Consider the following 25666-nt stretch of genomic DNA (forward strand, 5'->3'; position numbering starts at 1 on the left):
TAGAGAATAACCAGATGATGGAGTAACCATGAAAGTACTTGTGCCAATCAAACGCGTGATTGATTACAACGTAAAGGCAAGAGTCAAATCTGACAACAGTGATGTTGATTTGAGCAATGTTAAAATGGCGATCAACCCATTTTGTGAAATCGCAGTAGAAGAGGCGGTTCGTTTAAAAGAAGCGGGCACCGCAACGGAAGTTATTGCCGTTTCAATTGGCGATAAAGCTTGTCAAGAGCAGCTAAGAACGGCGCTTGCACTAGGTGCAGATAAAGCAATTCACATTGAAACAGACGCAAAGCTTGAATCTCTGCACATTGCAAAACTACTGGCTAAGGTAGTGGAACAAGAAAGTCCAGAGCTGGTCATTCTAGGTAAACAGTCTATCGATTCTGATAATAACCAAACAGGACAAATGCTAGCGGCGTTAACTAAGCGTGCTCAGGGCACTTTTGCCTCTAAAGTTGTAGTTGAAGGCGATAAAGTACAAGTGACACGTGAAGTTGATGGCGGTTTGCAAACGGTGTCGCTATCACTTCCAGCGATCGTGACAACAGACTTGCGTTTGAATGAGCCTCGTTATGCTTCACTGCCAAATATCATGAAAGCTAAGCGTAAACCACTAGACGTAATCGCAGCGGATTCGTTAGGCGTTGATTTAGCTCCTCGTATTGAATTGGTGAAAGTTGAAGAGCCAGCTAAGCGCTCTGGTGGCGTGATGGTTGAGAGCGTTGAAGAGTTAGTAAACAAGTTAAAAACAGAAGCAAAGGTGATCTCATGAGCGTATTAGTTATTGCTGAGCACGAAAATGGTGTATTGAAGCCTGAAACCGCTAAGGTGGTTGCTGCTGCAACAAAAATAGCAAGCGACATCACCGTATTAGTTGCAGGTCACAACATCGCTGAGGCTGCCAATCACTCTGCACAGATCGCTGGCGTAAAAAAGGTGGTTGCTGTTGATGATGCTTCATTCGAACATCAGTTGGCAGAAAACACATCTGAGCTAGTTGTTGAATTAGCAAGTGACTTTTCACACATTTTGTTTTCAGCGTCTACCACAGGTAAAAATATCGCGCCACGTGTCGCGGCGTTACTCGACAAATCACAGATCTCAGAAATTATCGATGTGATTGATGCAGACACCTTTAAGCGTCCAATTTATGCGGGTAATGCAATTGCGACTGTAAAATCATTAGACTCACAAAAAGTTATCACTGTGCGTGCATCAGCATTTGATGCCGTAGAGATTCAAGCAGCATGTGACATTGAGGATCGCTCGCAAAGTATTGCCTCTCAAGTGAGTGAGTTTGTGAGCATTGAACAAACTGAATCTGAGCGCCCTGAATTAACTGCCGCACCGGTTGTTATTTCAGGTGGCCGTGGTATGCAAAACGGCGAAAACTTTGCCTTACTAAATGGTATTGCTGACAAACTAGGGGCCGCAATTGGTGCATCGCGTGCTGCTGTTGACGCGGGCTTTGTGCCTAATGATATGCAGGTGGGCCAAACCGGTAAGATTGTGGCGCCTAACTTATATATTGCAGTTGGGATCAGCGGCGCAATTCAACACCTTGCGGGTATGAAGGATTCTAAGGTCATTGTCGCTATCAACAAAGATCCAGAAGCCCCGATTTTCCAAGTGGCTGATTATGGCCTTGTTGCGGATCTATTTGATGCGTTACCAGAGCTTGAACAGGCACTGTAACGCTTCTTTTTGTAGCTAGCCTACATCAAGAAAAATAATTCTGGTTGTTAAAGCCGTTGTACCTTTGGTCGCGGCTTTTTTCGTGTCTGGGATAAAAAGCGGTAGGAATAAATATGTTATCAGGATTAAATCACATCACAATAGCGGTATCTAACCTAAATACGTCACTGGATTTTTACTGCGGTTTGCTAGGGTTTGAGCTTTGGGTAACTTGGGACAATGGGGCATATTTAACGCTTGGTGAGGTATGGCTTTGCTTATCTTTAGGTGAGGTATCTCCAAGCTCAGATTACAGTCATGTAGCGTTCAATATTGCTGCCGAAGACTTTACAACTTTTTCTAAAACATTATTGGAAAACGGGGTTGGCGTATGGCAGCAAAATAGCAGTGAAGGAGACTCACTCTATATTTATGACCCCGATCATCATAAACTTGAGATCCATAGTGGTAGTTTGCAAAGTCGGTTAAAAAGTTTGCAGCAGCAACCTTATTCAGGCCTCACTTGGTATAAAAAATTATAATTTCAATTACGAGAGTTAATTATCTCGTCGTTTAAATTGGTGCTTATATTATTCTGGTAAACAAGTAGGGCGCAATGACTTGCTCGGAAGCGCCCAAACCATATTTAATGGTTAGTAGTCGTAACTAATATGTTGGAAGAAGCGTACGTTGATATCTTGCTTTTCAACATTAACAGGAAGTTGTGCAACAAAGCGTTTAATCGCCGTTTCTACGTGATTCATAAAACGACCATAGCCCATGTCTTTTTTGTCTTTGTCATTGGCGACGATGACAAAGCGAATGGTGTCTACTAGGTTTGCTTCGTTAAACAGTGAGTAAATTTGATTGTCACCGGAGCCGGTATCAAAACTCAGTTTTTGTAGCTCTCGGTTAGTATCGGACTTATCGATTTTGGCGCTTCTGACGATAGGCAAACGGCCATCGGCTACCATTGCTACCATATTGAGCTGTTTATCATTGCAAGAAGAAAGAAATGCATCTTCTAGTGTGCGATAGAATTGTCCGTAGTCACCCGGGCGCATTTGGCTTTGGAACTCTGTTTTTATTGCTCGTGACACTGGAATGTTAAAGGTCGCGTAAGTCATTTCGCTATATTCTTCTGGTAACGTGCAGTTTCTGGCTTGATAGCGTGGGTAAAGCGCACGCAACTTATAGCCATATGACTCTTTGTCGCCTTTAGCTTTGGCAAAAAGGTCATAGGTTAAATGTTGATGGTCTCTCACTCTAAACTGAGGTTCTACCGGAGAAAAGCCTTCTTTAAGTGCATCAAGCACCTTTTTCACTTTGCTGTGGAAGGTCGCAGCATTGGCGCGTAATTCATTTCCCGTGGCTAAAAATAATAAGCGGATTTTACGCGCTTGGTATCCGTCATTGAGATAAGTTTGGTGCGCTTCGTGGAACTTAGGGTTGTAGAAAAACAAAATCTGCTTTTCTGTTTGCATGGTATAGGCTTCGTCGTGGTAACGCACCACCGGCAATTTATCGTTCGCAATTACATGTACATTATGCAGCTCATATTCGTCACACAGTGCGAATAGCTGGCGAGACAAACGCTCGTAACACGCGCTGCTGGAGTCAAAACATGCATAGAATGCATCATCCGGTTTAAACTCAGCAAGAATATAGTGGTTGTTCCTAGCCTTAGTTGATATATAAACACGATTCAAATTCATTGAAGCCATTACTTTTGTCCTTTCCTCGGTAACGTGACTTAAGCAGTGTTTGTGGTATAAACACTGAGATGGCGCAACTATAGGATGAAGTTGTGACGGAAATATTGCGCTAGAACAAAATTTGTCACAAAAATCTGATGAACATTTAACCAAATGAATAAATCCTGATACAGCGCAGATAATTGCTGTAAGTTCGGCTGAGTTTTTGTAATAATGCCGAGGTTAACTAAGAGCATAATTCAGAGGAAAGATTTCCTATGGCGGAAACTGAAAATCGCCCATCAAACTTTATTCGCAACATTATTGATGCGGATCTTGCCAGTGGCAAACATGCGTCTACGCACACACGTTTTCCACCTGAGCCAAATGGCTTTTTACACATTGGTCATGCTAAATCAATTTGCTTAAATTTTGGTATTGCCCAAGATTATCAAGGTAAGTGCAACTTACGCTTTGACGATACCAACCCAGAAAAAGAAGACATCAATTACGTTAAGTCGATCCAAGAAGACGTACAGTGGCTAGGGTTCGAATGGGATGGCGAAATTTGCTATTCATCAAATTACTTTGACAAGCTCTATAGCTACGCAGTTGAGCTAATCGAAAATGGCAAAGCGTACGTTTGCTTCTTGTCGCCTGAGCAGGCGCGTGAATATCGTGGCACGCTGACTGAGCCTGGCAAAAATAGCCCTTATCGTGACACTTCACCTGAAGAGAACTTAGCCTTATTCGAAAAAATGAGAAATGGCGAGTTTAAAGAAGGGGAATGTGTTCTTCGTGCCAAGATTGACATGGCAAGCTCATTTATGGTGCTTCGCGACCCTATCATCTATCGTGTACGTTTTGCACACCATCATCAAACTGGTGATAAGTGGTGTATCTATCCGATGTATGACTTTACGCACTGTATTTCCGATGCGCTTGAAGGGATCACGCATTCACTTTGTACATTAGAGTTCCAAGATAATCGCCGTTTGTACGACTGGGTGCTAGATAACATCAGCATTGCGTGTCATCCGCAGCAAATCGAGTTTTCTCGTTTAAATCTTGAATACACGGTGATGTCGAAGCGTAAGCTTAATGACTTGGTTGTTAATAACCATGTTGAAGGATGGGACGACCCGCGCATGCCGACAATTGCAGGGCTTCGTCGTCGTGGTTATACACCAGCTGCAATTCGCGAATTTTGTAAGCGCATTGGCGTAACCAAAATGGACAACATGGTTGAAATGGGCATGCTAGAAGCGTGTATCCGTGACGATTTAAACGAAAATGCACCACGCGCCATGGCGGTACTTGACCCTGTTAAGCTAGTAATTGAAAACTTTGATGCAGATAAAGTTGAAATGCTACAAGCGCCTAATCACCCAACATTAGACATGGGCGAGCGTGAGCTACCGTTTACGCGCGAAGTCTACATTGAACAAGAAGATTTCCGCGTAGAAGCGAACAAAAAGTTCAAACGTTTGGTGCTAGGTAAAGAAGTGCGTCTTCGTAATGCTTATGTGATTAAAGCTGAGCGCATTGAAGAAGACGAAAACGGTAATATTACGACAATCTACTGTAGTTACGACCCTGATACTTTAGGTAAAAACCCAGAAGATGGCCGCAAGGTAAAAGGCGTAATTCACTGGGTATCTGCTTCACATTGTATTGAAGCGCCAGTGCGTCAGTATGATCGTCTATTTACTGTGCCAAACCCAGCGGCTGCTGAAGATTTCACGGAAGTGTTAAACCCAGACTCTTTGGTAACCATTGCAAATGCCAAACTTGAGCCAGCACTTGCAAACGCTAAGCCTGAGCAAGGTTATCAGTTTGAGCGTTTAGGTTACTTCTGTCGTGATAACAAGTCAGAAGCGCTAATGTTTAACCAAACTGTTGGTCTACGTGATTCGTGGGCTAAGATAGAACAGCAAGGTTAATACTGAATGAGGTCGGCTAATGTCGACCTTTTTTATTGCTTTTTCTACGTACAATTATGTCTGAAAAATCCATCCAACACTTCTATATCAACGAACAGCAGTCCATCTACTTACTGTCTCATCATGATGCAAAAAAGCATCGTCAATGGCTGAATATCTGTAAAAAACAATTGAGCCAACTTGGCTATAAACATGTTGAGGTAATTGGCTCTGGTGCATTTGGCTTCGTATTTGCTGGTACAAGTGATATGGGGAAAGACTGGGTGTTTAAATTTTCTCGGATCACGCTTGCCCAAAGTGTGCGTGATAGGCTTGAAGATGAAGGCTATATGTTGTCGCAAATTGACAACCCTATGGTGCCAAACTTCTATGCCTTCGAGCGAGTAAAAAAGCAAGGCATTTTAATGATGGAGCGTGCCCCTGGTGAAGATTTAGAAAAGATCTCACTCAAAAAGGGCCGTTTTAAAGCGCATGAGTTGGTAAGCCTCGCGTTAAAACTCAGAAATGTGTTGGTTGATTTGCGCGAGCGTCGCAATGGCATGTCTCCTCAGCCTATCGTTCATGGAGATATTAAACCATCTAATATCGTTTGGGATGAAGCTTCCGATGGTTTCTCTTTGGTTGATTGGGGAAGCTCAGTTTATGCTCAGGTGGATGTATATGGCGAGCCAATCGCCAGCAATATTATGGATTTGATGTCATCTGATGTAAGTACGACTAACGCTCGGATGGGAGATGTGTACTTTATTGGCGATGAGCAAATGTCGGGTGCACAATCTTCTCCTCGTTTTGATGAACAAGGCGTTGCGTCGACGATTTATGCACTGGCTAGTGCACAATCATGTCGCTTTGGTGCTCAGGTCATTCCTGCTTGCGCTTTGGGGCTGCCAAAAGTATTTGCGCAGGTGCTAGATGGCATGCTTAGCAAAGATAAAGCAACGAGGGATAGCGCAGGGGATTATTTTGTTCGTAATATGCCAGCAATGGCAAAAATGTATTTACCTGATTTAACACTGTCAGAGAAAAAATCCCGCATTCCTTTTTGGACCTACGAAACCGCAGTTAAACCTGAAACGGTCGTCTATAGCTCACGCAAGCAGTTTTTGCGTCGTGCTGACGATAAACACAATCTAAGAGACGTAAACGACGCGCAATTAGATAGATATTATAAAGAGTTTTTGTTTGATACCGGCGATACCGAGAAAGCCTTTTTGGCCTCAATCAGCAGGCTGGCAAAATATCCGGTCGTTGGTGGTCTCAGTTTTCACTGGAAAGACGTGCAAGTATTTGTTGAGTCGAGTCTTATTTTACACGATGAAACAATGAGTCTTGCATTTAAAGACGCGTTGAACGCCACCGTAATGCTCGCGCAGGGGATCAAACAAAAAGGTTTATTTAAATGTTGTTTATTCGACGCGCGGCAAACTATTCAATTGACTCGTGACGGCACCGGTGCGTTCCAATTTGACCATCTGCCAGAACTAGAGTTTAGCGTTAGCGATATTTCGAGCAATGAAATTACACGCCCGCATTCATACTTTGAAGACGGCAAAGATCCAGACGAGCAACTGCAGCTGCCAAGACAGATAATTCAATGCGTGTTCGAGTTAAATCAGATCCACCATACAGGTTGCATCATTTTTGAATCGTTGCAAGATAGGATGAAAATTCATTATTACTACCGGCTACTTGATGCTAATAAAGAAACGCAATTTAAGGCGCTACTGACTCGGATCATGCAATACGCGGTTAGTATTCAAGATTATGGCGTAGCAGGGTTTATGAAGCTGCCCTATAAAAATACACGTGAGTTTACTTTATGCGACCGCCAGCCTGACTTTTTCTTTCCCAAAAACCCCAAAACATTTGTCGTTAACACTTAGGTGTTAGTACCGCTTCTGGCCAGTTATTGAGGCTCTTGCTGATTTATGAAATAGTGACTATACCAATTCAAATAGCGATAACCTAGCTGACGAAGGAAAGTGATGAGCAATCAACTCGCTTGCGATAGCAATGCTATTCGTAAGTCTATAGAAGTGCTGTACAAGCAAGAAAGCCGGAAAATTTACGCCACACTGATCCGCCTTCTAGGTGACTTTGAGTTAGCGGAAGAAGCATTGCAAGACGCGTTTAATGTGGCGTTAAAACATTGGCCTACTCAAGGCATGCCAGAAAAGCCAGTCCCTTGGTTAATTTCTACTGGTCGCTTTAAAGCCATTGATGCAATACGTAAACAGCTACGTCAAAGAGAAAAGCTAGAAGTTGCTGCTACTGACTTGGATGGGGTTTCTGATATCGCCGGCCAAGCTCAAGAGCAAAACGCCAATGCAATTGAAGACGACCAGTTGCGATTAATTTTTACCTGCTGCCATCCGGCTATTGATCCAAAGGTACAAGTTGCGCTTACTCTGCGGGAGGTCTGTGGACTAACAACAGAAGAAATTGCCAGTGCATTTTTGGTGTCTAACACAACAATGGCACAACGAATTGTGCGCGGCAAAGCGAAGATCCGTGATGCCCGTATTCCGTTCGAACTGCCAGACGACACTGACTTTAACAACCGACTTGATGCGGTGCTTACGGTTATCTATCTGGTCTTTAATGAAGGGTATTCAGCAACACAAGGCGAACTTGCAATACGCAGTGAACTGACGTCCGAGGCCATCCGCTTAACTCGTTTACTTTATTCTCTAACACCAGATCCAGAAGTGGCGGGGTTACTCGCCTTGATGCTCTTGAATGATGCAAGAAAGGCGGCGCGCACCAATGCCAGCGGTGACATCATTTTACTGGAAGATCAAGACCGAAACCTTTGGAGTAAAGGTATGATCACCGAAGGTACGCAGTTGGTCGCTGAAATAATGCGCGCCGGTGAATATGGCTTTTACACCATTCAGGCGGCTATCTCTGCGACTCATGCTGTTGCGACAACTGCAGCGGCGACAGATTGGTCACAGATTGTTGAATTATATGCTCAGCTACACAAAGTGAGCCCGTCTCCTGTTATTGAGCTCAACCAAGCGGTCGCAATCGCTATGAAAGATGGCCCAGATGCGGGTATTACCATTATAGAGCGGCTATTTGAGCACAAAGAAATGCAAAAGTATCACTTGGCTCATGCGGCTTATGGCGAACTATTATCTCGTGCTGGCAGAACGGCTAGTGCGATTGATGCATTTAAAACGGCTCTCAACTTTACAACGCAATTACCAGAGCAAAGGGTTCTCAAACAAAAGCTTCTCAAGCTCGGTGAAAATTAATTAAGAAAATTTTCCTTACTTTGTCGATCTCTAAAGAATGCATTCGACTAGAGTGTATAGAGCACTTTATTTATTAACACCGCAGGTAACCTTTGGTTATTCAGCTCTATTTATAAAAGACAACAGGAGAATTGACGATGAAAGTAATGGTGATTGTAAAAGCAAGTGAAGGGTCTGAAGCAGGGGAGCTACCAACCGCGGAATTAATGGCTGCGATGGGAGAATTCAATAATGCTTTAGTTGATGCTGGAATAATGACTTCTGGTGACGGTTTAAAGCCGAGTAAAGAGGGAGTTCGCGTTCGTTTTAAAGGCGAAGAGCGCATTATAACTAAAGGGCCTTTTGCAGAGACTAATGAGTTAATCGCGGGTTATTGGGTATGGGAAGTAACATCAATGGAAGAGGCGTTAGAATGGGTTAAGCGCTGTCCTAATCCCATGAATGAGGAATCTGATATTGAAGTTCGACCGTTTTATGAAATGGCTGACTTTGCTGATATAGATCCCAGTGGCGAAATCCTCGCAGGCGAAGAACAATTAAGACAAAAGATTGCGATGCAAACTGCAAATGTTTGCAATTATTTGTTTTTTGCAGGGCGTACCGAAGAGGCACTTGAATACTATCAACAGCATCTATATGCCAAAGTCGGTCTGCTTATGCGTTTTAACGAAAGTCCAGATCCTATTCCTGATGGTGCGATACCAGAAAACTTCTCAGATAAAGTAATGCACTGTGAGTTTAGCATTGGCGATATGAAGATTTTTGCATCTGACGGCTGTGGTGATGATGCTTCGTTTGCAGGATTTAGCCAGTCTATAACCATTGATTCTGAACAAGAAGTCCACAGAGTATTTAATGCGTTAGCCGATGGTGGCACGGTCAGAATGCCATTACAAGAAACATTTTGGTCCCCCCTTTATGGTCAAGTCGTTGATAAATTCGGTGTTGCGTGGATGGTGATGTTACCTAGTAATACTAATTAACCTTGAGCACGGAATAGCTAAGTCAGATCGAGCAGCAAAAGACGTTCGCTATTCAGATACTAGTTAATAAGGAGCTGGACACACTATGAAATATGTCGCTTTAGTTTATTACGATGAACAAGCAATGGAAAAGCTCTCACAAGATGAATGGGACGCACTTAACCGTGAATGTATCGCGTGTGGGGAATCATTAAAAGAGCGCGAGCAGATGATAGGGGGCAACGCGTTGCTCTCAACTCAAAGTGCGACAACCTTGCGGGTACGAGCGGGTAAAGTCGATATTACCGATGGCCCATTTGCAGAGACTAAAGAGCAGCTTGCGGGGTTTTATTTACTTGATGTCAAAGACTTAAATGAGGCCATCCAAGCGGCTAGCAAAATTCCGCCAGCGCGCTATGGCAGCATTGAAATTCGGCCTGTTCGCGAGTTACAAGACGAGAACAATGTCAGCTATGAAGCACAAAGACGAGAATAATAGAGGGGTCAAAGATGAGTTATATAGATGGTTTTGTATGCGCTGTACCCACCAGTAAGCGTGAAGAATATCAAGCACACGCCAGCAAAGCGGCAAAAGTGTTTAAAAAATTTGGAGCAGAACACGTTGTCGAGGCCTGGGGGATGATGTCCCTGATGGTACGCTTACCTCTTTTCCAATGGCTGTAAAATGTAAGCCTGATGAAACAGTGGTGTTTTCCTGGATCACTTGGCCTTCAAAAGAAGTGCGTGATGCTGGAATGGCAGAAGTATTTAAAGATCCTATTTGCGATCAAGAAGCTAATCCAATGCCGTTTGATGGTAAAAGGCTTATCTATGGTGGCTTTATGACAATAGTAGAGTGTTAATCTTAGTTATTAAATTGGGCTGAGTTATCAGTCCAATAGACATGGAGCTGATATATGCCGAACTTTACCATTACCACGTTTGATTGGGTGCCTGAGCTGCCAAGAGGATATGTCAGAGATATTCGCTTGCGCTGGGCGCTAGAAGAGGCGGGCATACCCTATGATATAGAACTTACCGCTTTCAAAGAGCGAGAAAATGCGCATTATTTACATCAACCATTTGGTCAAGTTCCTTGGCTTAGCCATGAAGATAAGGAGATATTTGAAAGTGGTGCTGGTCTGTTATACATCGCTGAACATAACGATGAGTTAATATCGACAGAAAATAGGTCATCGGTAATACAGTGGTTATTCGCTGCGCTCAACTCTGTTGAAATGGCGAGTCTTCCATGGACAATTTTGAAATTTTCTGAAGATACTTTTGAGAGTGATGGTAGCAAAGCGATAGAGCGATTTTTACATAGCCGTTTGAAACACATGAATGAATATCTTCGGGGAAAAACTTGGTTGGCTGAGCAATTTTCTGTTGCAGACATCGCGATGGCTGACGTGTTTCGTTTGGTCGATAGGTTTGATGGGCTAAAACAATATAGCTATTGCCGAAAGTATCTAGAGCAATGTGTTTCTAGAGCTGCTTTTAAAAAAGCATACAAAGATCAGCTGGAATTGTACTCTAGAATATAGTGACTATATAAATGGAAGGTGGTGTTTATGCAACAAATTAAAAAAGCCAGCAATTTGCTGGCTTAATGCTTAAATTGGCGAAAAGGTAGGTTAGTTACCATTTTCCTCAGCGTACTTTTTGCACGCTTCTTTATCTTCACACTCACCGTATAAATATAGTGAGTGATTCGTGAGTTTGATGCCATTGCTGTTCGCGATTTCTTCTTGGCGTGTTTCAATAACGTCATCTTCAAATTCGACAACTTTGCCACATTTTAAACATACCAAGTGATCATGGTGCGTGCTGCCAGACAGCTCGAAAACAGATTTACCGCCTTCAAAGTGGTGACGTGTTACAATACCAGCATCATCAAATTGGTTTAGCACGCGATATACTGTAGCTAGGCCAATTTCTTCACCTTTGTCCAATAAGATCTTGTACACATCTTCTGCGCTGATGTGTTGATTATCAGGAGACTGAAGGATCTCTAAAATTTTGATGCGTGGAAGCGTTACTTTTAAACCAGCCTTTTTAAGCTCTAAGTTGTGATCAGTCATTAAATCTGTCTCAATCTGTTAGTTATAATTTGTCTTAGGTCAATATTCACGACGCTATAACCTAAGAATAACTTGCTCGGGCAGCAAGTGCAAAGCAAATGGAATTAATCTTCCAGCTCGCTTAAGCACATTTCGTCATATACTTGTGCACACCACTGTTTAACGCGTTGCTCTGTTAGCTCAGGCTGGCGATCTTCATCAATACCAAGGCCAACAAACTTACCGTCTTCAACTACAGCTTTTGATGCTTCAAAGTCATAACCGTCGGTAGACCAGTGACCAACTACAATCGCACCGCGTTCAGTAACAATGTCATTAACCATGCCCATCGCGTCAAGGAAATATTCAGCATAATCTTCTTGGTCGCCACAGCCGAAAATAGCAACTAACTTACCTTCGAAATCGACTTCTTCAAGTTCAGGGAAAAAATCATCCCAATCACACTGAGCTTCGCCGTAGTACCATGTTGGAATACCGAAAAGTAGTAAATCGAATTCGGCAATCTCTTCTTTACTGCTTTTAGCAATGTCCTTTACGTCTACGAGCTTTTTACCTAGCTCTTTTTGAATCATTTTAGCAACGTGTTCTGTGTTACCAGTATCACTGCCGAAAAAAATACCTACGCTTGCCATTAATTGCTTACCTTCTATCTATTAACCGCTAACTTTTCTTGTAAGATGGTCTCGATGAGTGCACTTCGACTAATGTTTTGCGACTCTGCCATATCACTTAGCGCTTGATACAACTCTGATGAAACCTTAAATTCTACTCTTTTTAGGCCACGGGCACGATCTCTCTTGATTTGATTGCGCTTGTTGACCTTTAACTGCACTTCTCGTGGCAGTGGATTCGTCTTAGGACGTCCGGGACGTTTTTCATTTTCAAATAGGTCGATAGTCGTTCTATCTGTTTCAGCCTTGGCCATTATCCAACACCTGCGCCTTGCCAAAACACCTGGATCAAGCCTTTTGCTATAAATCCAGAGCAACCTAGAAACAACACCAGCCAAACGATATAGCGTCCGAACTTTGGCACATCGCCTTTTTTCAGTACGTCTTGAATCGCCATACCGATGAAAAAGAATATACCAGCTAGCGCAAACCACAGCCCTAGCGTTTCAAATTCATTTATAAATTGACTGACCATCTGAGCTCTACTCAATACTTAAACGGCGGCTACTATAACATAACCTAAATGCATAAATTAAGTTTATAACGGTAAATTCGATTCGTTTTATTGAAGAAAATCAATAATTGAGCGATTTACAGCTTCAGGCTTTTCAGCATGTAGCCAATGGCCCGCACCTTGTATTATTTTTGCTCGCGCATTTGGGAAAAAACGAGCGATGGGCTCCCTATGCTCAGGCAGGATATAGTCAGAATTATTCCCTTTAATGAACAAAGTATCGCATAAACAGGAATGCGTTTCATTAATATTAGATGTAATTGCGTCGTATTTTTCAGTAATTACATCTAAATTAAAACGCCAAGTAAGCTTACCTTCTTCATTTTTTGCCAAACTTTTAAGCAAAAACTGACGCACGCCGACTGTTTCAATATATTGGGACATTATGGTATCTGCTTCACTACGACTTGATACATCACTTTTCTGCACTTCGTTAAGCGCGGCAATTATTGCGTCATGCCTTGAGTGATAATCAACAGGCGCAATATCTAATACGACAAGTTTGTTGATGCTTTCTGGAAATAATTGGGCGAATTGCATTGCCACTTTACCGCCCATTGAGTGGCCAACTAGGCTGACTTTATCCAGTTTTAACTCATCCAATAACGCTTTGATGTCGTTTGCCATTATTGGATAGGACATTTGCTCATCATGAAAAGAGCGACCGTGATTTCTCAAATCGACGTTAATCACACTGAAATGTTTAGCAAGTGCTTTTGCCACCACATTCAAATTTTCCAAGGAACCAAAGAGTCCGTGCATAACAAATACACTAGGTTTGGCTTGGTCGCCAATTTGTTGATAGTTTAACTGCATAAATCCTCCAAAATTGGCGCTAATTGTGACATTGAAGAGTAAAAATGCAAAGCCATAGAGTAATAAGTTAAATTTGGATATACTAAGTGGCAATTGAAATGAGTTGCTCCTAATTAGCATAGATGACAGGAAACGCATGAAAAAGATAGAAATAGATGACGAGCTATATCAATACATTGCAAGTAACACACAAAGTATTGGAGAAAGTGCTTCTGAGATTTTACGTCGTTTATTAAAACTTACTTCTGGGACAGAATCTAAAGCCGTCGCACAGCAGGAAGAAAAACAAGTACCAGAAATTACAGCTGAGTCACAAACAAAAACACCAAGCCAACCTGTAAAACCCGTTGCGAATGTCTTTAATATTCTAAATAAAGAAGAGCTTGCCATGCAAAAGGGCGTGGTCGGGCGATTTTTGTTTATCCTATCCGCGCTTCATCGTACACATAAATCCGAATTTAATTGTGTGCTCGAAATTAAAGGCCGCGATAGGATTTACTTCGCCACGAGTAAAAATGCACTACTCGAAAGTGGTAGCAGTATGAACCCGAAAAATATAGCAGACAGCGAATATTGGGTGATGACAAATTCAAATACGACTAGAAAGAAAATGATGCTTCATGAAGTAGCTAAGGTGTTAGGTTACACAGATGAAGCTGCCGAGAAAATTAGAGACTACCTATAAGTAAGGAAATCTTATGGCGATCCATCCGCAAGCTGGCAAAAAGGTATCGAAAGAATTATTGGTAAATGTACCTAAGCTGGTTTCATCGTACTATTTAAATGAGCCTGACTTAGAAGCGCATCCAGAGCATTGTGTCGCCTTTGGCACAAGTGGCCACCGAGGTTGCTCACTTAATTTTAAGTTTAATGAGTCGCATATTCTGGCCATCACTCAAGCGATCTGCGATTATCGTAAAAACAACAATATTTACGGTCCGCTTTTTCTTGGTAAAGACACTCATGCGTTGTCGGAAGCCGCTTTTAACTCGGCTATTGAGGTCTTGGTTGCCAACGAAGTACAAGTCATCACACAAGAAAATGATGACTACACACCAACCCCTGTGATCAGCCATGCGATTGTCTCGCACAATTTAGTCAATCCTCATGAGCTTGCAGATGGAATTGTCGTTACGCCATCACATAACCCGCCAGAAGATGGCGGGTTTAAATATAATCCTCCGAATGGTGGACCGGCCGATACCGATGTCACCAAATGGATTGAAGATAGGGCGAATCAGTTACTACTCGAAGATTTGGTTGAAGTTGAATTATTCCCGTTTGCTAAAGCGAGAAGATCTGGATTTATCAAGTATGAAGATCTGATCACTCCATACGTTCAAGACTTGGGTAACATAATTGATATGGAAGCCATTGCTCGAGCCGGAGTTAATATTGGTGTGGATCCTCTTGGTGGTTCAGGTGTTAATTTCTGGCCTGTGATCGCCAAACACTACGACTTGAAGCTAACGGTTGTAAACGACGTCGTCGACCCGAGTTTTTCCTTTATGCCACTAGATAAAGACGGCAAGGTGCGGATGGATTGTTCATCGCTTTTTGCGATGGCTAATTTGATAGCACTGAAAGACGACTACGATATCGGTATTGGTAATGACCCAGACTTCGACAGACATGGCATTGTTACCCCTGATGGCCTGATGAATCCTAATCACTTTTTAGCGGTTGCAATTGACTACCTCATTAAACACCGAGGCTGGAAGAGCTCAGTAAAAATCGGTAAAACATTGGTATCTAGTGCCATGATTGACAAAGTGTGTGGCGCAAACGGCCGAGAAGTTTACGAAGTGCCAGTTGGCTTTAAATGGTTTGTAGACGGGTTAGCAGCTGGAGAGCTCGCGTTTGGCGGTGAAGAGAGTGCTGGCGCTGCGTTTTTAAGAAAAGATGGCACCACATGGTGTACTGACAAAGACGGTTTTATCATGGGGTTACTTGCCGCCGAAATCCTAGCTGTCACAGGTAAATCGCCATCTCAACATTATCACGCTTTTGAACAAGCATTTGGCGCACCTGTATACAAACGTATTGATGCACCCGCAAATACTGAGCAAAAAGCAAAGCTTAAGGCATTAAGCGCGGACAATATCAAGGCGGACACCCTGGCAGGTGATAAAATTACTCAGATATTAACCAATGCCCCTGGTAACGGCGCGGCTATTGGTGGCCTTAAAGTCGTTACCGAAAATGGTTGGTTTGCGGCGCGTCCATCGGGTACTGAAGATATCTACAAAATTTATCTTGAATCATTTAAAGGTGACGCGCATTTAGCTGAACTTGAACATGAGGCAAAGACATTGGTTGACTCAGTGATTAGTTAACAAAAAGCTTCTAAAAGCCATACTCCTCGTATGGCTTTTTTGTATCCCAATGCGGGTTATACCAATTAGTCGTAATACTTGCTCAATTTGAAGGAGTAAATCTGACGCTAACCGCGTTAAAAATTTCTTATTTAGAATAACTAAATTGCAAAATTTTAGCCTTGTTATCGACAAGATTTTCTCGCCTCAAAATAGATCACTTAATTAAGATAATTGGTATTACTCAACAACATCAATTTGGAATTATGACGTACTTAGCAGAATTAAAACAAAGCGGTGACTTTCTTACTATCACAAGAAATAACGAATTTACACTGGAACCCGTGAACTTCACTTTAGACAACGGTACCTTGGTGGAAGTCCATGATACTGGTGTGATCCAGTTTACGCCTGTAGGTGAAACAACGAAAGATATTGTGCTATCGAGCGCTGTGCACGGCAATGAAACCGCGCCAATTGAAATATGTGACGAGCTTATCCAACATATTATTACTGGCAAACTAGCGTTGGCACAACGGGTGTTATTTATTTTTGGCAACCCGAAATCCATTAATATTGGGCAGCGTTTTGTCGATGAAAATCTAAACCGCCTATTTAACGGCGCACATAATCAAGAAACAGATAACCCCGAAAAGGTCCGAGCGCAAAAACTAGAAGGTTATGTCAGGGCTTTCTTTGAACAGGGCGGTGACGAGCGCTATCGTTGTCATTATGACCTTCACACTGCTATTCGAGGGTCTAAAAACGAGAAGTTTGCAGTCTATCCATTTTTACATGGTAAGCCGTGGAAGAAATCGCAGCTGCAATTTTTATTGTCATGCGGTGTCAACACTGTATTAATGATGCGCTCGGCTGCTACGACATTTAGTTACTTTTCTTCTTACCAGTTTGGGGCCGACGCTTTTACTATCGAACTTGGACAGGTTAAGCCATTTGGTGAGAATAACATGGCAAGCTTTGCAAAAACCAAAGAAACGCTAAAAGCATTAATTAGCCAAGAAAAAGTAGAATATAAAAAATTTAATGCAGATGAGTTCGAGCTGTTTACGGTTCATCGTACAATCAATCGTACTCAAGCCGAATTTTCTTTTCCATTCGCTGATTCTGCTGAGAATTTTACAGGCTTTTCGAAAGGTGAATTACTAGCGACGGACGGAGATAAGCAATATTTCGCTGAAGTTGAGGGGGAAGCTATTATCTTCCCAAATGCCAATGTTGCTTTGGGGCAACGTGCATTACTAACGGTTATCCCGTTAGAGGTTGATGGAAACTTTATATAAATCATAGATGTAAAATTCTACTTGCCTTCGTATCAAAATCTTTCCAAAAACATTGATGCATTTTCACGGTTATTCATCTAGGATTAGTTGAATAACCGTTTACGTTAACGTAAAGTTGAAACGCTTTAATTTAATTTACTTACTTAAATCGCAAATATTATTCAGTCTTTGATAAGTTGTTAGACCAGTTATTCATACTAACCACGAATGTGATCAAGACCAATTAACACAATCATAAATGCGAGGTGAGTTAAGACTCTTTTCGTCTTACGCAATCTGAAGCCAGATCTCGTATGAGAAAGTCGGGTTTGAACTCCGTAAGTTTGTTATGACAACAAGAGAAGGTAGGTTATGACTAACCCCAATAATATATCCTTAAATATCAGCCACGCGCTGGAATTTATAGATGGTCATGCACTCAATATCCCTACATTAAAGATTTTAAGTGACCAAGGCGATGTTTTAGACGGTGCAACAGCACCAGATATTGATAAAGAAACGGCATTAAGAATTTACTCAACAATGCGGTTTATCCGTTTACTTGACGAGCGTATGCAAGGGGCTCAGCGTCAAGGACGTATTAGCTTCTACATGCAATGTCTTGGCGAAGAAGCCGCTGTTACGGCAAGTGCTGCGGCGCTTAAAGAAGATGACATGATCATGGCTCAGTACCGTGAGCAAGCCGCAATTCACTATCGTGGTTTTTCGCTTGAGCAGTTCATGAATCAGTTATTCTCGAATGAGAAGGACTTAGGCAAAGGCCGCCAAATGCCTGTGCATTATGGTTCTAAAGAATTACATTACCTGACTATTTCGTCGCCGCTAGGAACGCAAATTCCTCAAGCAACGGGCTATGCGTACGGCCAAAAGCTAAAACACATTGATAAAGAAACCGGTGAGCTAACGTCTGAAATTGATAACGTCACGATTTGCTATTTTGGTGAAGGTGCTGCGTCAGAAGGTGATTTCCACGCTGGTCTAAACATGGCGGCGGTGCATGGTTCACCGGTCATCTTTTATGCACGTAATAACGGTTATGCGATTTCAACACCTGCGGATGAACAGTTCAAAGGTGATGGTATTGCCGCTCGCGGTGTGGGCTATGGTATTAAGACCATCCGTGTGGATGGTGCTGATGCGCTTGCCGTTTACGCCGCAACACAAGCCGCGCGTAAAATCGCAGTTGAAAACGGTGAGCCTGTGATGATTGAGTCTATCGCATATCGTTTGGGTGCACATTCAACATCTGATGATCCGTCTGGTTACCGTACTAAAGACGAAGAAGCTGAATTTAAAAATAGTTGCCCAGTAAATCGATTTAAGCAATGGCTTCTAAAACAAGGTTGGCTGGATGAAGCCCAAGATGATGCGGAAAAAGAGAAAATCCGTGAAGATATCTTGGCTGCATTGAAGGTTGCAGAAAAAGTACAGAAGCCTGCATTAGAAGATCTGGTCTCAGATGTTTATGACACGCCAATTCCATCGCTGCAGAAACAATATGATGAATTGAAAGCGCATATTAAAGCTTATCCAGACGCATACCCAGTCACAGCAGGGAGAATTAAATAATGGCTAAAATGAACATGCTACACGCCATTAATTCGGCGCTAGATATCACGATGGCGGAGCATCCACAGGCTTGTATTTTTGGTGAAGACGTCGGCTACTTTGGAGGTGTATTCCGAGCAACTTCAGGCCTTCAAGAAAAATATGGTAAACACCGTGTTTTTAATACGCCATTGACTGAACAAGGTATTTTGGGTTTTGCCAATGGTCTTGCAGCGTTTGGTGCTCCTGCGCTTGCTGAAATTCAATTTGCGGATTATATCTTCCCGGCATTTGACCAAATCGTGAACGAGTCGGCCAAGTTCCGTTATCGCTCAGGTAATGAGTTTGATGTGGGTAACTTAACAATTCGTACGCCATACGGTGGCGGTATTGCAGGTGGTCTATATCATTCACAATCACCAGAAGCTTACTTTGCACATACACCAGGTCTTAAAATTGTAGTACCGCGTAACCCGTATCAAGCAAAAGGCCTACTGCGTGCTGCCATTAAAGATGATAACCCGGTTATTTTCTTTGAACCTAAGCGCTTATATCGCGCTTCTGTTGGTGAAGTGCCAGAAGAAGATTACAGCATTGAGCTTGGTAAAGCTGAAGTAATTAAAGAAGGTACTGACATAACGCTATTGGCTTGGGGCGCGCAGATGGAAATCATCGAACAAGCGGCACAAAAAGCTGAAGAAGCGGGTATTAGCTGTGAAATAATCGACTTAAGAAGTATTCTTCCTTGGGATATGGACACGGTAGCCAAGTCAGTGGTTAAAACGGGTCGTTTGGTCGTGAGCCACGAAGCGCCAATCACAAATGGTTTTGGTGCTGAGATCGCAGCAACCATACAAAAAGAGTGTTTCCTGCATTTAGAATCTCCAATTGAGCGAGTTTGTGGATTAGATACGCCATACCCTCTAGCACTTGAAAAAGAGTATGTGCCAGATGCACTGAAAGTGTTCGCCGCTATCAAACGTTCTATGGAATTTTAAGGATAAGTTATGGCTAAAGAATTTATCTTACCAGATATTGGTGAAGGCATCGTAGAGTGCGAAATCGTCGAGTGGTTGGTGGCTGTTGGTGACGAAGTAAAAGAAGATCAACCTATTTGTGACGTAATGACGGATAAGGCACTAGTGCAGATCCCTGCGGTACATGACGGTGTGATCACCAAGCTGCATTACGAAAAAGGTGAAATTGCAAAGGTGCATGAGCCTTTGTTTGCAATGGATGTTGCCGGCGAGCAAGCTGCTCAGCCGGAGCAATCGGCACCTCAGTCCTCGCCAACTACTTCAACCAGTGCTGTACTTGAAGACTTTATCTTACCTGATATTGGTGAAGGCATTGTTGAGTGCGAAATCGTTGAATGGCTTGTTGCTGAAGGCGATGAAATCAAAGAAGATCAGGCCGTTTGTGATGTAATGACTGACAAGGCGCTAGTGCAAATTCCAGCCAAGTACGATGGTATTGTTGAAAAACTCTATTATCAAAAAGGTGAAATAGCACAGGTGCATAGTCCGCTATTTCAAATGAAGTTGGCGTCATCTCACGCCGGAAAATCAGACGATCCAATCGCTGATGTCCACAAGCCTAAAGAAAGTACAGTACAAGCTGCTACTGCAAACGATGAGGCTACGCGTAGTTTACCGAAAAATGGTAAAGCGATTGCCTCTCCGGCAGTACGCCGCAAGGCGCGCGAAGTTGGTGTTGACCTCTCTGAAGTGCCTGGCTCAGGTAAAAATGGTCGCGTGTATAAAGAGGACATCGAACATTTCCTTGAGCACGGTGTAAGTGGTGCTTCGACCACGAATGAAGCTAACACAACGATACAGTCTCAAACACAAAAGCCGACTCCTACCTCAGAAGGTGGTAAAAGAGTTGAGCCTCTACGTGGTATGAAAGCGGCGATGGCCAAACAGATGGTGGCCTCTGTTTCGACGATCCCACATTTCACTTACTGTGACGAGATTGACTTAACCGATTTAATAGCGCTTCGTGGTGCTTTGAAAGAGCAATATGCCAAACAAGGCGTGAAGCTTACTATGATGCCATTTTTTATCAAGGCGTTGTCACTTGCTATCAACGAATTCCCAATTTTGAATGCAAAAGTAAATGATGACTGTACGGAAATCACTTATTTTGATGACCACAATATTGGTATGGCGGTGGACAGCAAGCTGGGTCTTCTTGTACCAAACATTAAATCATGCCAAAGTAAATCGATTGTAGAAGTTGCCCAGTCAGTTACTGAGCTGACAGAAGCGGCGAGAGAAGGGCGTGTATCTCCTGATTCACTGAAAGGCGGTACTATCTCAATCTCAAATATAGGGGCGATTGGTGGCACGGTTGCTACACCGATTATTAATAAACCAGAAGTTGCTATCGTCGCGCTTGGCAAAGTGCAGCAGTTACCCCGCTTCGATGCACAAGGTAATGTAGTTGCGCGCTCTATCATGCAAGTAAGTTGGTCTGGCGACCATCGTATTATTGATGGTGGCACGATCGCACGTTTCAATAATTTATGGAAAACCTTCCTAGAGGAACCGGCTAAAATGATGATGGCAATGCGCTAATCCTTGTTTTTGCTAGTTTCTACTTGTTGTAAAGGGCCTTTACGGCCCTTTTTTATTTCCCGCCATATATATATGTAAACCACCGTGAAAGCAAACTTGTAATACCTGTTTGCTTAATTTAGAGAGCTATTCTGAAGCAAGAAAGCCTTTTCGATAACACTGCTACGTCACCAGCTATCGTCAAAGTATCTACATTCATGTAGGCAAAAAACTCTATTCTAAGTAGGAAGTTCTTAACGGAGTTAGCGTCATATTCGTTCCTTCAAATTGAGCGAAAGTTTATTAGATATTATCTGCATTTCTACATTCTAACTCTTTGTATATAAAAGATAATTGGAATAGAGCTTAAGAAGCAACTGCTAATTATTTTGCAAAAAAATATTAAAAAGATCCCATTACAATAATTGTACTTCGTATTTATTTCTTTACGATTACTAGAGTGGGTGGGATGACTAAAATGGTATTTTTTCAACTAATTAACAATGGATGCGGGTTAGCTCTGTGTAGTAAAAGTGTAAAAATAAATTTGTACACTTTTTGGGGATAATGGAAATTGCGTTTAGTTGTATTTGCTTTTTTTTAAATTAAGTTAATCTGATCGCGAGACTAATTTTGTCTCAAAGAAAAAGTATAATTAGGGAAAGTCTATATGAAAAAAAGCAAACTGAGTAATGCTATTCACTCTGCATTAGCCATCTCATTGACAGGTATCATTGCATCAACAGCGATTGCAGAAGAAGTTGCTTCAGATGAATCACTTGATAAAGTTGAAAAGATTCAGATTACAGGTTCACGTATTGCCCGTTTTGAGTTGAGTCAACCAGCGCCCATTATTTCAATAACTGGTGAGGAAATTGAACAAGCGGGTATTCCAGACCTAGCTTCTGTACTTGCAGAATTACCTGCGATTGGTGCGACCGGAACAATTCGAGCCAACTCAAATAGTAACAGTTCTGCAGGTATGAGTACTGTAGATTTGAGAAGGCTTGGAGTAGCCAGAACCCTTGTGCTCGTTAATGGTAAGAGACATGTTTCGGGTGAAGCCGGTTCTTCTACAGTTGACCTATCGACTATACCTTCCGCATTGATTAAAACAGTTGAAGTGACGACTGGTGGTGCATCAGCAGTTTATGGTTCTGATGCGGTATCAGGTGTTGTTAACATTATCTTGAAGAAAGATTTTGAAGGTCTAGAGCTAAGCGCTAGTTACAGCGACTCAACAGAGGGCGTGGGCAGTAAAAATAGTGCATATAGCTTAGTTGGTGGTGTGAATTCAGAGGACGGCAAAGGGAATGTAACCTTTTTCGTAACAAAAGACGCTATAGAAGAAGTTATGACAAAAGATATGCCAAACTTCAATCTTGGTGCTCATATGCCAAATCCTGAAAATACTGGTGAAGATGACGGGATCTTTGATGAACTTTGGGTTCCAAACGTTGTGTCGGAGTATATTAGCCCTAATGGTGTATTGAGAGGTGGCGGTATTAACTACACATTCTCGAATGACGGCATTGGTGAGTTCATGCCAACTCGAGGGTTATTCGCCAATAGTGCGTTTGCAAGCTTCCCTGATGGTTGTAAATATTGTTTCTCTCCTGAAGACTATGTGAACTATCTTCCTCAGCGTGACAAAGTTTCAACAGGGGCGTTGTTTAACTATGCCTTTAACGATAATGTAGAGCTTTATGGTGATTTCAAGTACGTTCGCTCTGATATCGCTCAACAATACCAGCCAAGCTTTCGATTTGGCCAAAATAGAATCAAAGTGGCAGATAACCCTTACTTATCTGCTGCAGATAAGAAAGTATTTGCAGATCGTGGACTAGAAGAAGTTCAAATTAATAAATTTCTAGACGAAATTGGTAACCGTTCAGCTAAAAACAAACGAGAAACGTTTACGCTTATGTCTGGGTTACGTGGTGCCTTTACTCTGAGTGACACAATATTTGATTACGATGTGTATTACTCATACGGCCGCACTGAAAATGACCGAATTACTGAAAATGATTTAATTTTGGGGAATTGGGCGGCAGCAATCGATGCGGTGATCGATCCGAATACGGGTAAAGCAGACTGCCGTAGCAATGTTTCTGAAGCTCAGCCGGAAGGTTACCAGAGTCCCGAGACAGTAAATATTGGCGGATGTGTACCTTACAATCCATTTGGATTTGGCCAAGCCTCAGCTGAAGCTATGGATTGGATCACAGCCGATGTTACCAGAAGCGATGCTGTGAAACAGCGTTTCGTGGGTGGTTCTGCATCGTTTGATACCGCTGAGTTTTTTGAATTACAAGGTGGTGCAGTTGGATTTGCGTTTGGTTATGAAAAGCGTTGGGAGTCGTCAGAGACTATCACCGATGAATTAACTCGTTCAAATGTATTATCAAATTCTGCTACACCAAATGTATATGGCGAGTATGATGTATCAGAATGGTTCGTCGAGACACGCCTACCAATTTTGGCTGATGTATTTTTAGCCCATGAACTTTCTGTTGATGCAGCGTTCAGAAGAGCAGATTACTCACATACCGGTGAGGCTGATGCTTGGAAAGTTGGTTTTATGTGGTCTCCATTAGAAGGCTATAGCTTACGTGGTACTTTCGGCGAAGCGGTTAGAGCACCAAACATTGCAGAGTCATTCTCTCCACGATCACCAGGTTTTGGTCGAGTTACCGATCCATGTGACGTCGATAATATTTCCGATAACCCAAACCGTATCAAGAACTGTGCGGCATTAGGGATCCCGGCTAATTTCCAAGCTGAAGATAATGTATCAAAAGAGACGCTTACAGGCGGTAACCCAAATCTTAACCCAGAAGAAGCTGAGTCGTTAACTTTAGGCTTTGTATTCACGCCAATTGAGGGGCTGTCGGCGAGTATTGATTACTTTGATATCGAGATCACAGACGCAATTCAATCGCTAACAATACAAACCGTAGCGGATAACTGTGTAGATGGTCCTGATCTAGATTCTGTCTTCTGCGGACAAGTAACTCGCGATCCGGCTACTATGTCAATTACGCGTGTTGAGTCTGGCTATTTAAATACAGCTAAACTAAAAGTTAAAGGTGTTGAAGCTGATATTCATTATAATACAGATCTGACATCTATTGGACTTCCTGGTGATCTGAAATTAAAGTGGTTTGTTAGCCATTTGATCGAAAGAAATACATTCCAATTCCAAAACCGTCCTGAGCTTGTAAAACGCGAACATGGCGAGCTTGGTGATCCAGAATGGCAAAGCACGTTCAGAGCAACTTATGCTCAAGATAACTGGTCTGCAACATGGTATGCAAGATTTATTGATCGCTCAGCTTTGATTGATTTAGAAGATACACTGACTGAATCTGGAGAAGAAAGAGGCGAGTCGAAAGAAGACCAAGAGCATTCATATACTGGTAGCTTTATAACGCATGACATTTCTGCTAAGTATCGCTTCGACAAAGCTTCAGTAGAGGTTGGGTTTAGAAACGTATTCGACAAAATTCTACCAGATTATGTAGATGGCCGAGGTGCAGAGTCTTCACTCTATGATCCTTGGGGTCGTAAAGTGTTTGTGAATTTGAAATATAATTTCTAATCTAAATACGAGAAAAGAGTACTCAAAGTAGTACTCTTTTTTCATAAACTTTCACTTATACCAATTTGCTTAATTAAGTGATATTTGCCGATAATACTACCGATACATCCAGCTACTCTCCAAGGTACCTACATCCATCTAGGGAAGCCAAAAGCTTTTCTATTTAGTTGTTCTAAATAAGCAGTTCTTAACGCAGTTAGCGTCAGATTCGCTCCTACAGATTGAGTAAGTATTAAGACAAATCGTTATTAAACTTGCCTACATGTGTGCTCTTTATTCCACTTTACTCTGGTGGTTTTGTTGCGAAGCGAATTTGAAGGAATACCTTTCGCTTTTCCTAAATTGTGATTTTGATTAGTACTATATGAAATTTACACGATTTTTTAGGTTTAGCTTAAGTTGTTTCTCGGAACTCAACACTAGAGTGCTCTATCACATAAACGATAAAGCACTGAGTTGTGGTTAGTTTAACCCTTTCTTTGAATAAAGGGTGACTTTGTCAGAAAGTAGCGTTACTTTAATATGCTTGTCTTCGCTTCCCCAAATACAATTGGTATGTAGTGTTTTCTCTTCACAGTTATCAGCAGAGCCAAGAATACTCTCAACTTCAGCTTTGTCCATGCCCACTTCTATTTTGTTGTAGTTTTCTAAACTTACTTTAGAACAGCCGACTAGGGTAAGTAGCGCAGCAGCAGTTAGTAATTTTTTCATAGGGT

Annotated in this window: 23 protein-coding genes and 1 pseudogene; 17 read left to right on the forward strand and 7 right to left on the reverse strand. The window is 42.2% G+C overall.

Features of this window, described 5'->3' with window-relative positions:
- Positions 1-28 precede the first annotated feature (28 nt).
- From GSF13_RS14370 to fos, 3 genes are all read left to right on the forward strand, one after another.
- On the forward strand, positions 29-781 hold the full coding sequence (locus GSF13_RS14370) for an electron transfer flavoprotein subunit beta/FixA family protein (protein ID WP_010604704.1): 753 nt from the start codon (positions 29-31) through the stop codon (positions 779-781).
- Positions 778-1704: an FAD-binding protein gene (locus tag GSF13_RS14375; protein ID WP_211868898.1), complete on the forward strand. Its 927-nt coding sequence runs from the start codon at positions 778-780 to the stop codon at positions 1702-1704. Before GSF13_RS14370 ends, GSF13_RS14375 begins: the two co-directional genes overlap by 4 nt.
- Before the next feature lie 113 nt (positions 1705-1817).
- Positions 1818-2225, forward strand: coding sequence for a fosfomycin resistance glutathione transferase (fos, locus tag GSF13_RS14380; protein WP_211868900.1), 408 nt, complete (start codon positions 1818-1820; stop codon positions 2223-2225).
- Positions 2226-2336: 111 nt separating this feature from the next.
- Here fos and GSF13_RS14385 read toward each other — a convergent pair whose 3' ends face one another.
- Positions 2337-3407: a DUF3083 family protein gene (locus tag GSF13_RS14385; RefSeq protein WP_211868902.1), complete on the reverse strand. Its 1071-nt coding sequence runs from the start codon at positions 3405-3407 to the stop codon at positions 2337-2339.
- A gap of 248 nt (positions 3408-3655) precedes the next feature.
- On the opposite strand from GSF13_RS14385, the gene glnS reads away from it, so the two are divergent.
- The 7 genes and pseudogenes from glnS to GSF13_RS14420 all read left to right on the forward strand — a co-directional run bounded on the left by glnS (position 3656) and on the right by GSF13_RS14420 (position 11089).
- Positions 3656-5320, forward strand: coding sequence for a glutamine--tRNA ligase (gene glnS, locus GSF13_RS14390; protein WP_211868904.1), 1665 nt, complete (start codon positions 3656-3658; stop codon positions 5318-5320).
- A gap of 56 nt (positions 5321-5376) precedes the next feature.
- Positions 5377-7203 (forward strand): serine/threonine protein kinase, encoded by a 1827-nt coding sequence (locus GSF13_RS14395; protein ID WP_211868906.1) that lies wholly within the window; start codon positions 5377-5379, stop codon positions 7201-7203.
- A 102-nt stretch (positions 7204-7305) separates the two neighbouring features.
- Positions 7306-8580, forward strand: coding sequence for an RNA polymerase sigma factor (locus GSF13_RS14400; protein ID WP_211868908.1), 1275 nt, complete (start codon positions 7306-7308; stop codon positions 8578-8580).
- A gap of 137 nt (positions 8581-8717) precedes the next feature.
- Positions 8718-9563 (forward strand): YciI family protein, encoded by an 846-nt coding sequence (locus tag GSF13_RS14405; protein WP_211868910.1) that lies wholly within the window; start codon positions 8718-8720, stop codon positions 9561-9563.
- A gap of 85 nt (positions 9564-9648) precedes the next feature.
- Entirely contained in the window at positions 9649-10038 is a 390-nt protein-coding gene (locus GSF13_RS14410) for a YciI family protein (RefSeq protein ID WP_010372682.1), read from the forward strand.
- A gap of 14 nt (positions 10039-10052) precedes the next feature.
- Positions 10053-10405: pseudogene (locus GSF13_RS14415) on the forward strand (DUF1428 domain-containing protein).
- Between the two features lie 54 nt (positions 10406-10459).
- Positions 10460-11089 (forward strand): glutathione S-transferase family protein, encoded by a 630-nt coding sequence (locus GSF13_RS14420; protein ID WP_211868912.1) that lies wholly within the window; start codon positions 10460-10462, stop codon positions 11087-11089.
- A 90-nt stretch (positions 11090-11179) separates the two neighbouring features.
- Here the strand turns inward: GSF13_RS14420 and fur are convergent, their stop codons facing one another.
- The 5 genes from fur to GSF13_RS14445 all read right to left on the reverse strand — a co-directional run bounded on the left by fur (position 11180) and on the right by GSF13_RS14445 (position 13627).
- Positions 11180-11626 (reverse strand): ferric iron uptake transcriptional regulator, encoded by a 447-nt coding sequence (fur, locus tag GSF13_RS14425; protein ID WP_010372691.1) that lies wholly within the window; start codon positions 11624-11626, stop codon positions 11180-11182.
- Positions 11627-11730: 104 nt separating this feature from the next.
- Positions 11731-12258, reverse strand: a complete 528-nt coding sequence (gene fldA / locus GSF13_RS14430; protein ID WP_010604714.1) for a flavodoxin FldA — start codon at positions 12256-12258, stop codon at positions 11731-11733.
- Positions 12259-12272: 14 nt separating this feature from the next.
- Positions 12273-12551: a LexA regulated protein gene (ybfE, locus tag GSF13_RS14435; RefSeq protein ID WP_010372698.1), complete on the reverse strand. Its 279-nt coding sequence runs from the start codon at positions 12549-12551 to the stop codon at positions 12273-12275.
- Positions 12551-12772 (reverse strand): DUF2788 domain-containing protein, encoded by a 222-nt coding sequence (locus GSF13_RS14440; protein WP_010372701.1) that lies wholly within the window; start codon positions 12770-12772, stop codon positions 12551-12553. Before GSF13_RS14440 ends, ybfE begins: the two co-directional genes overlap by 1 nt.
- A gap of 87 nt (positions 12773-12859) precedes the next feature.
- Positions 12860-13627 carry an alpha/beta fold hydrolase gene (locus GSF13_RS14445; RefSeq protein WP_211868914.1) on the reverse strand — a complete coding sequence of 256 codons (768 nt, stop codon included), beginning with the start codon at positions 13625-13627 and terminating at the stop codon, positions 12860-12862.
- Positions 13628-13763: 136 nt separating this feature from the next.
- Between GSF13_RS14445 and seqA the strand changes: the two genes are divergently transcribed.
- From seqA to GSF13_RS14480, 7 genes are all read left to right on the forward strand, one after another.
- Positions 13764-14312, forward strand: a complete 549-nt coding sequence (seqA, locus tag GSF13_RS14450; protein WP_010604716.1) for a replication initiation negative regulator SeqA — start codon at positions 13764-13766, stop codon at positions 14310-14312.
- A 13-nt stretch (positions 14313-14325) separates the two neighbouring features.
- Positions 14326-15963, forward strand: a complete 1638-nt coding sequence (gene pgm / locus GSF13_RS14455) for a phosphoglucomutase (alpha-D-glucose-1,6-bisphosphate-dependent) (protein ID WP_211868916.1) — start codon at positions 14326-14328, stop codon at positions 15961-15963.
- A gap of 245 nt (positions 15964-16208) precedes the next feature.
- Positions 16209-17243 (forward strand): succinylglutamate desuccinylase, encoded by a 1035-nt coding sequence (gene astE / locus GSF13_RS14460; RefSeq protein WP_211868918.1) that lies wholly within the window; start codon positions 16209-16211, stop codon positions 17241-17243.
- A gap of 351 nt (positions 17244-17594) precedes the next feature.
- Positions 17595-18812, forward strand: coding sequence for a thiamine pyrophosphate-dependent dehydrogenase E1 component subunit alpha (locus tag GSF13_RS14465; protein WP_010372716.1), 1218 nt, complete (start codon positions 17595-17597; stop codon positions 18810-18812).
- Entirely contained in the window at positions 18812-19789 is a 978-nt protein-coding gene (locus GSF13_RS14470) for an alpha-ketoacid dehydrogenase subunit beta (protein WP_010604720.1), read from the forward strand. Before GSF13_RS14465 ends, GSF13_RS14470 begins: the two co-directional genes overlap by 1 nt.
- Positions 19790-19798: 9 nt before the next feature.
- Positions 19799-21370 carry a dihydrolipoyllysine-residue acetyltransferase gene (locus GSF13_RS14475; RefSeq protein ID WP_174168894.1) on the forward strand — a complete coding sequence of 524 codons (1572 nt, stop codon included), beginning with the start codon at positions 19799-19801 and terminating at the stop codon, positions 21368-21370.
- 649 nt (positions 21371-22019) lie between these two features.
- Positions 22020-24950, forward strand: a complete 2931-nt coding sequence (locus tag GSF13_RS14480; RefSeq protein WP_211868920.1) for a TonB-dependent receptor — start codon at positions 22020-22022, stop codon at positions 24948-24950.
- 462 nt (positions 24951-25412) lie between these two features.
- On the opposite strand, the gene GSF13_RS14485 is transcribed toward GSF13_RS14480, so the two are convergent.
- Positions 25413-25661: a hypothetical protein gene (locus GSF13_RS14485; protein ID WP_010604723.1), complete on the reverse strand. Its 249-nt coding sequence runs from the start codon at positions 25659-25661 to the stop codon at positions 25413-25415.
- Positions 25662-25666: the final 5 nt, after the last annotated feature.

It is taken from the genome of Pseudoalteromonas sp. M8 (assembly GCF_018141365.1).
GTDB lineage: Bacteria > Pseudomonadota > Gammaproteobacteria > Enterobacterales > Alteromonadaceae > Pseudoalteromonas.

Coding starts and splice junctions, on each gene's coding strand:
- GSF13_RS14370 (WP_010604704.1), top strand. CDS start 29: ATGAAAGTACTTGTGCCAATCAAACGCGTGATTGATTACAACGTAAAG.
- GSF13_RS14375 (WP_211868898.1), top strand. CDS start 778: ATGAGCGTATTAGTTATTGCTGAGCACGAAAATGGTGTATTGAAGCCT.
- fos (WP_211868900.1), top strand. CDS start 1,818: ATGTTATCAGGATTAAATCACATCACAATAGCGGTATCTAACCTAAAT.
- GSF13_RS14385 (WP_211868902.1), bottom strand. CDS start 3,407: ATGGCTTCAATGAATTTGAATCGTGTTTATATATCAACTAAGGCTAGG.
- glnS (WP_211868904.1), top strand. CDS start 3,656: ATGGCGGAAACTGAAAATCGCCCATCAAACTTTATTCGCAACATTATT.
- GSF13_RS14395 (WP_211868906.1), top strand. CDS start 5,377: ATGTCTGAAAAATCCATCCAACACTTCTATATCAACGAACAGCAGTCC.
- GSF13_RS14400 (WP_211868908.1), top strand. CDS start 7,306: ATGAGCAATCAACTCGCTTGCGATAGCAATGCTATTCGTAAGTCTATA.
- GSF13_RS14405 (WP_211868910.1), top strand. CDS start 8,718: ATGAAAGTAATGGTGATTGTAAAAGCAAGTGAAGGGTCTGAAGCAGGG.
- GSF13_RS14410 (WP_010372682.1), top strand. CDS start 9,649: ATGAAATATGTCGCTTTAGTTTATTACGATGAACAAGCAATGGAAAAG.
- GSF13_RS14420 (WP_211868912.1), top strand. CDS start 10,460: ATGCCGAACTTTACCATTACCACGTTTGATTGGGTGCCTGAGCTGCCA.
- fur (WP_010372691.1), bottom strand. CDS start 11,626: ATGACTGATCACAACTTAGAGCTTAAAAAGGCTGGTTTAAAAGTAACG.
- fldA (WP_010604714.1), bottom strand. CDS start 12,258: ATGGCAAGCGTAGGTATTTTTTTCGGCAGTGATACTGGTAACACAGAA.
- ybfE (WP_010372698.1), bottom strand. CDS start 12,551: ATGGCCAAGGCTGAAACAGATAGAACGACTATCGACCTATTTGAAAAT.
- GSF13_RS14440 (WP_010372701.1), bottom strand. CDS start 12,772: ATGGTCAGTCAATTTATAAATGAATTTGAAACGCTAGGGCTGTGGTTT.
- GSF13_RS14445 (WP_211868914.1), bottom strand. CDS start 13,627: ATGCAGTTAAACTATCAACAAATTGGCGACCAAGCCAAACCTAGTGTA.
- seqA (WP_010604716.1), top strand. CDS start 13,764: ATGAAAAAGATAGAAATAGATGACGAGCTATATCAATACATTGCAAGT.
- pgm (WP_211868916.1), top strand. CDS start 14,326: ATGGCGATCCATCCGCAAGCTGGCAAAAAGGTATCGAAAGAATTATTG.
- astE (WP_211868918.1), top strand. CDS start 16,209: ATGACGTACTTAGCAGAATTAAAACAAAGCGGTGACTTTCTTACTATC.
- GSF13_RS14465 (WP_010372716.1), top strand. CDS start 17,595: ATGACTAACCCCAATAATATATCCTTAAATATCAGCCACGCGCTGGAA.
- GSF13_RS14470 (WP_010604720.1), top strand. CDS start 18,812: ATGGCTAAAATGAACATGCTACACGCCATTAATTCGGCGCTAGATATC.
- GSF13_RS14475 (WP_174168894.1), top strand. CDS start 19,799: ATGGCTAAAGAATTTATCTTACCAGATATTGGTGAAGGCATCGTAGAG.
- GSF13_RS14480 (WP_211868920.1), top strand. CDS start 22,020: ATGAAAAAAAGCAAACTGAGTAATGCTATTCACTCTGCATTAGCCATC.
- GSF13_RS14485 (WP_010604723.1), bottom strand. CDS start 25,661: ATGAAAAAATTACTAACTGCTGCTGCGCTACTTACCCTAGTCGGCTGT.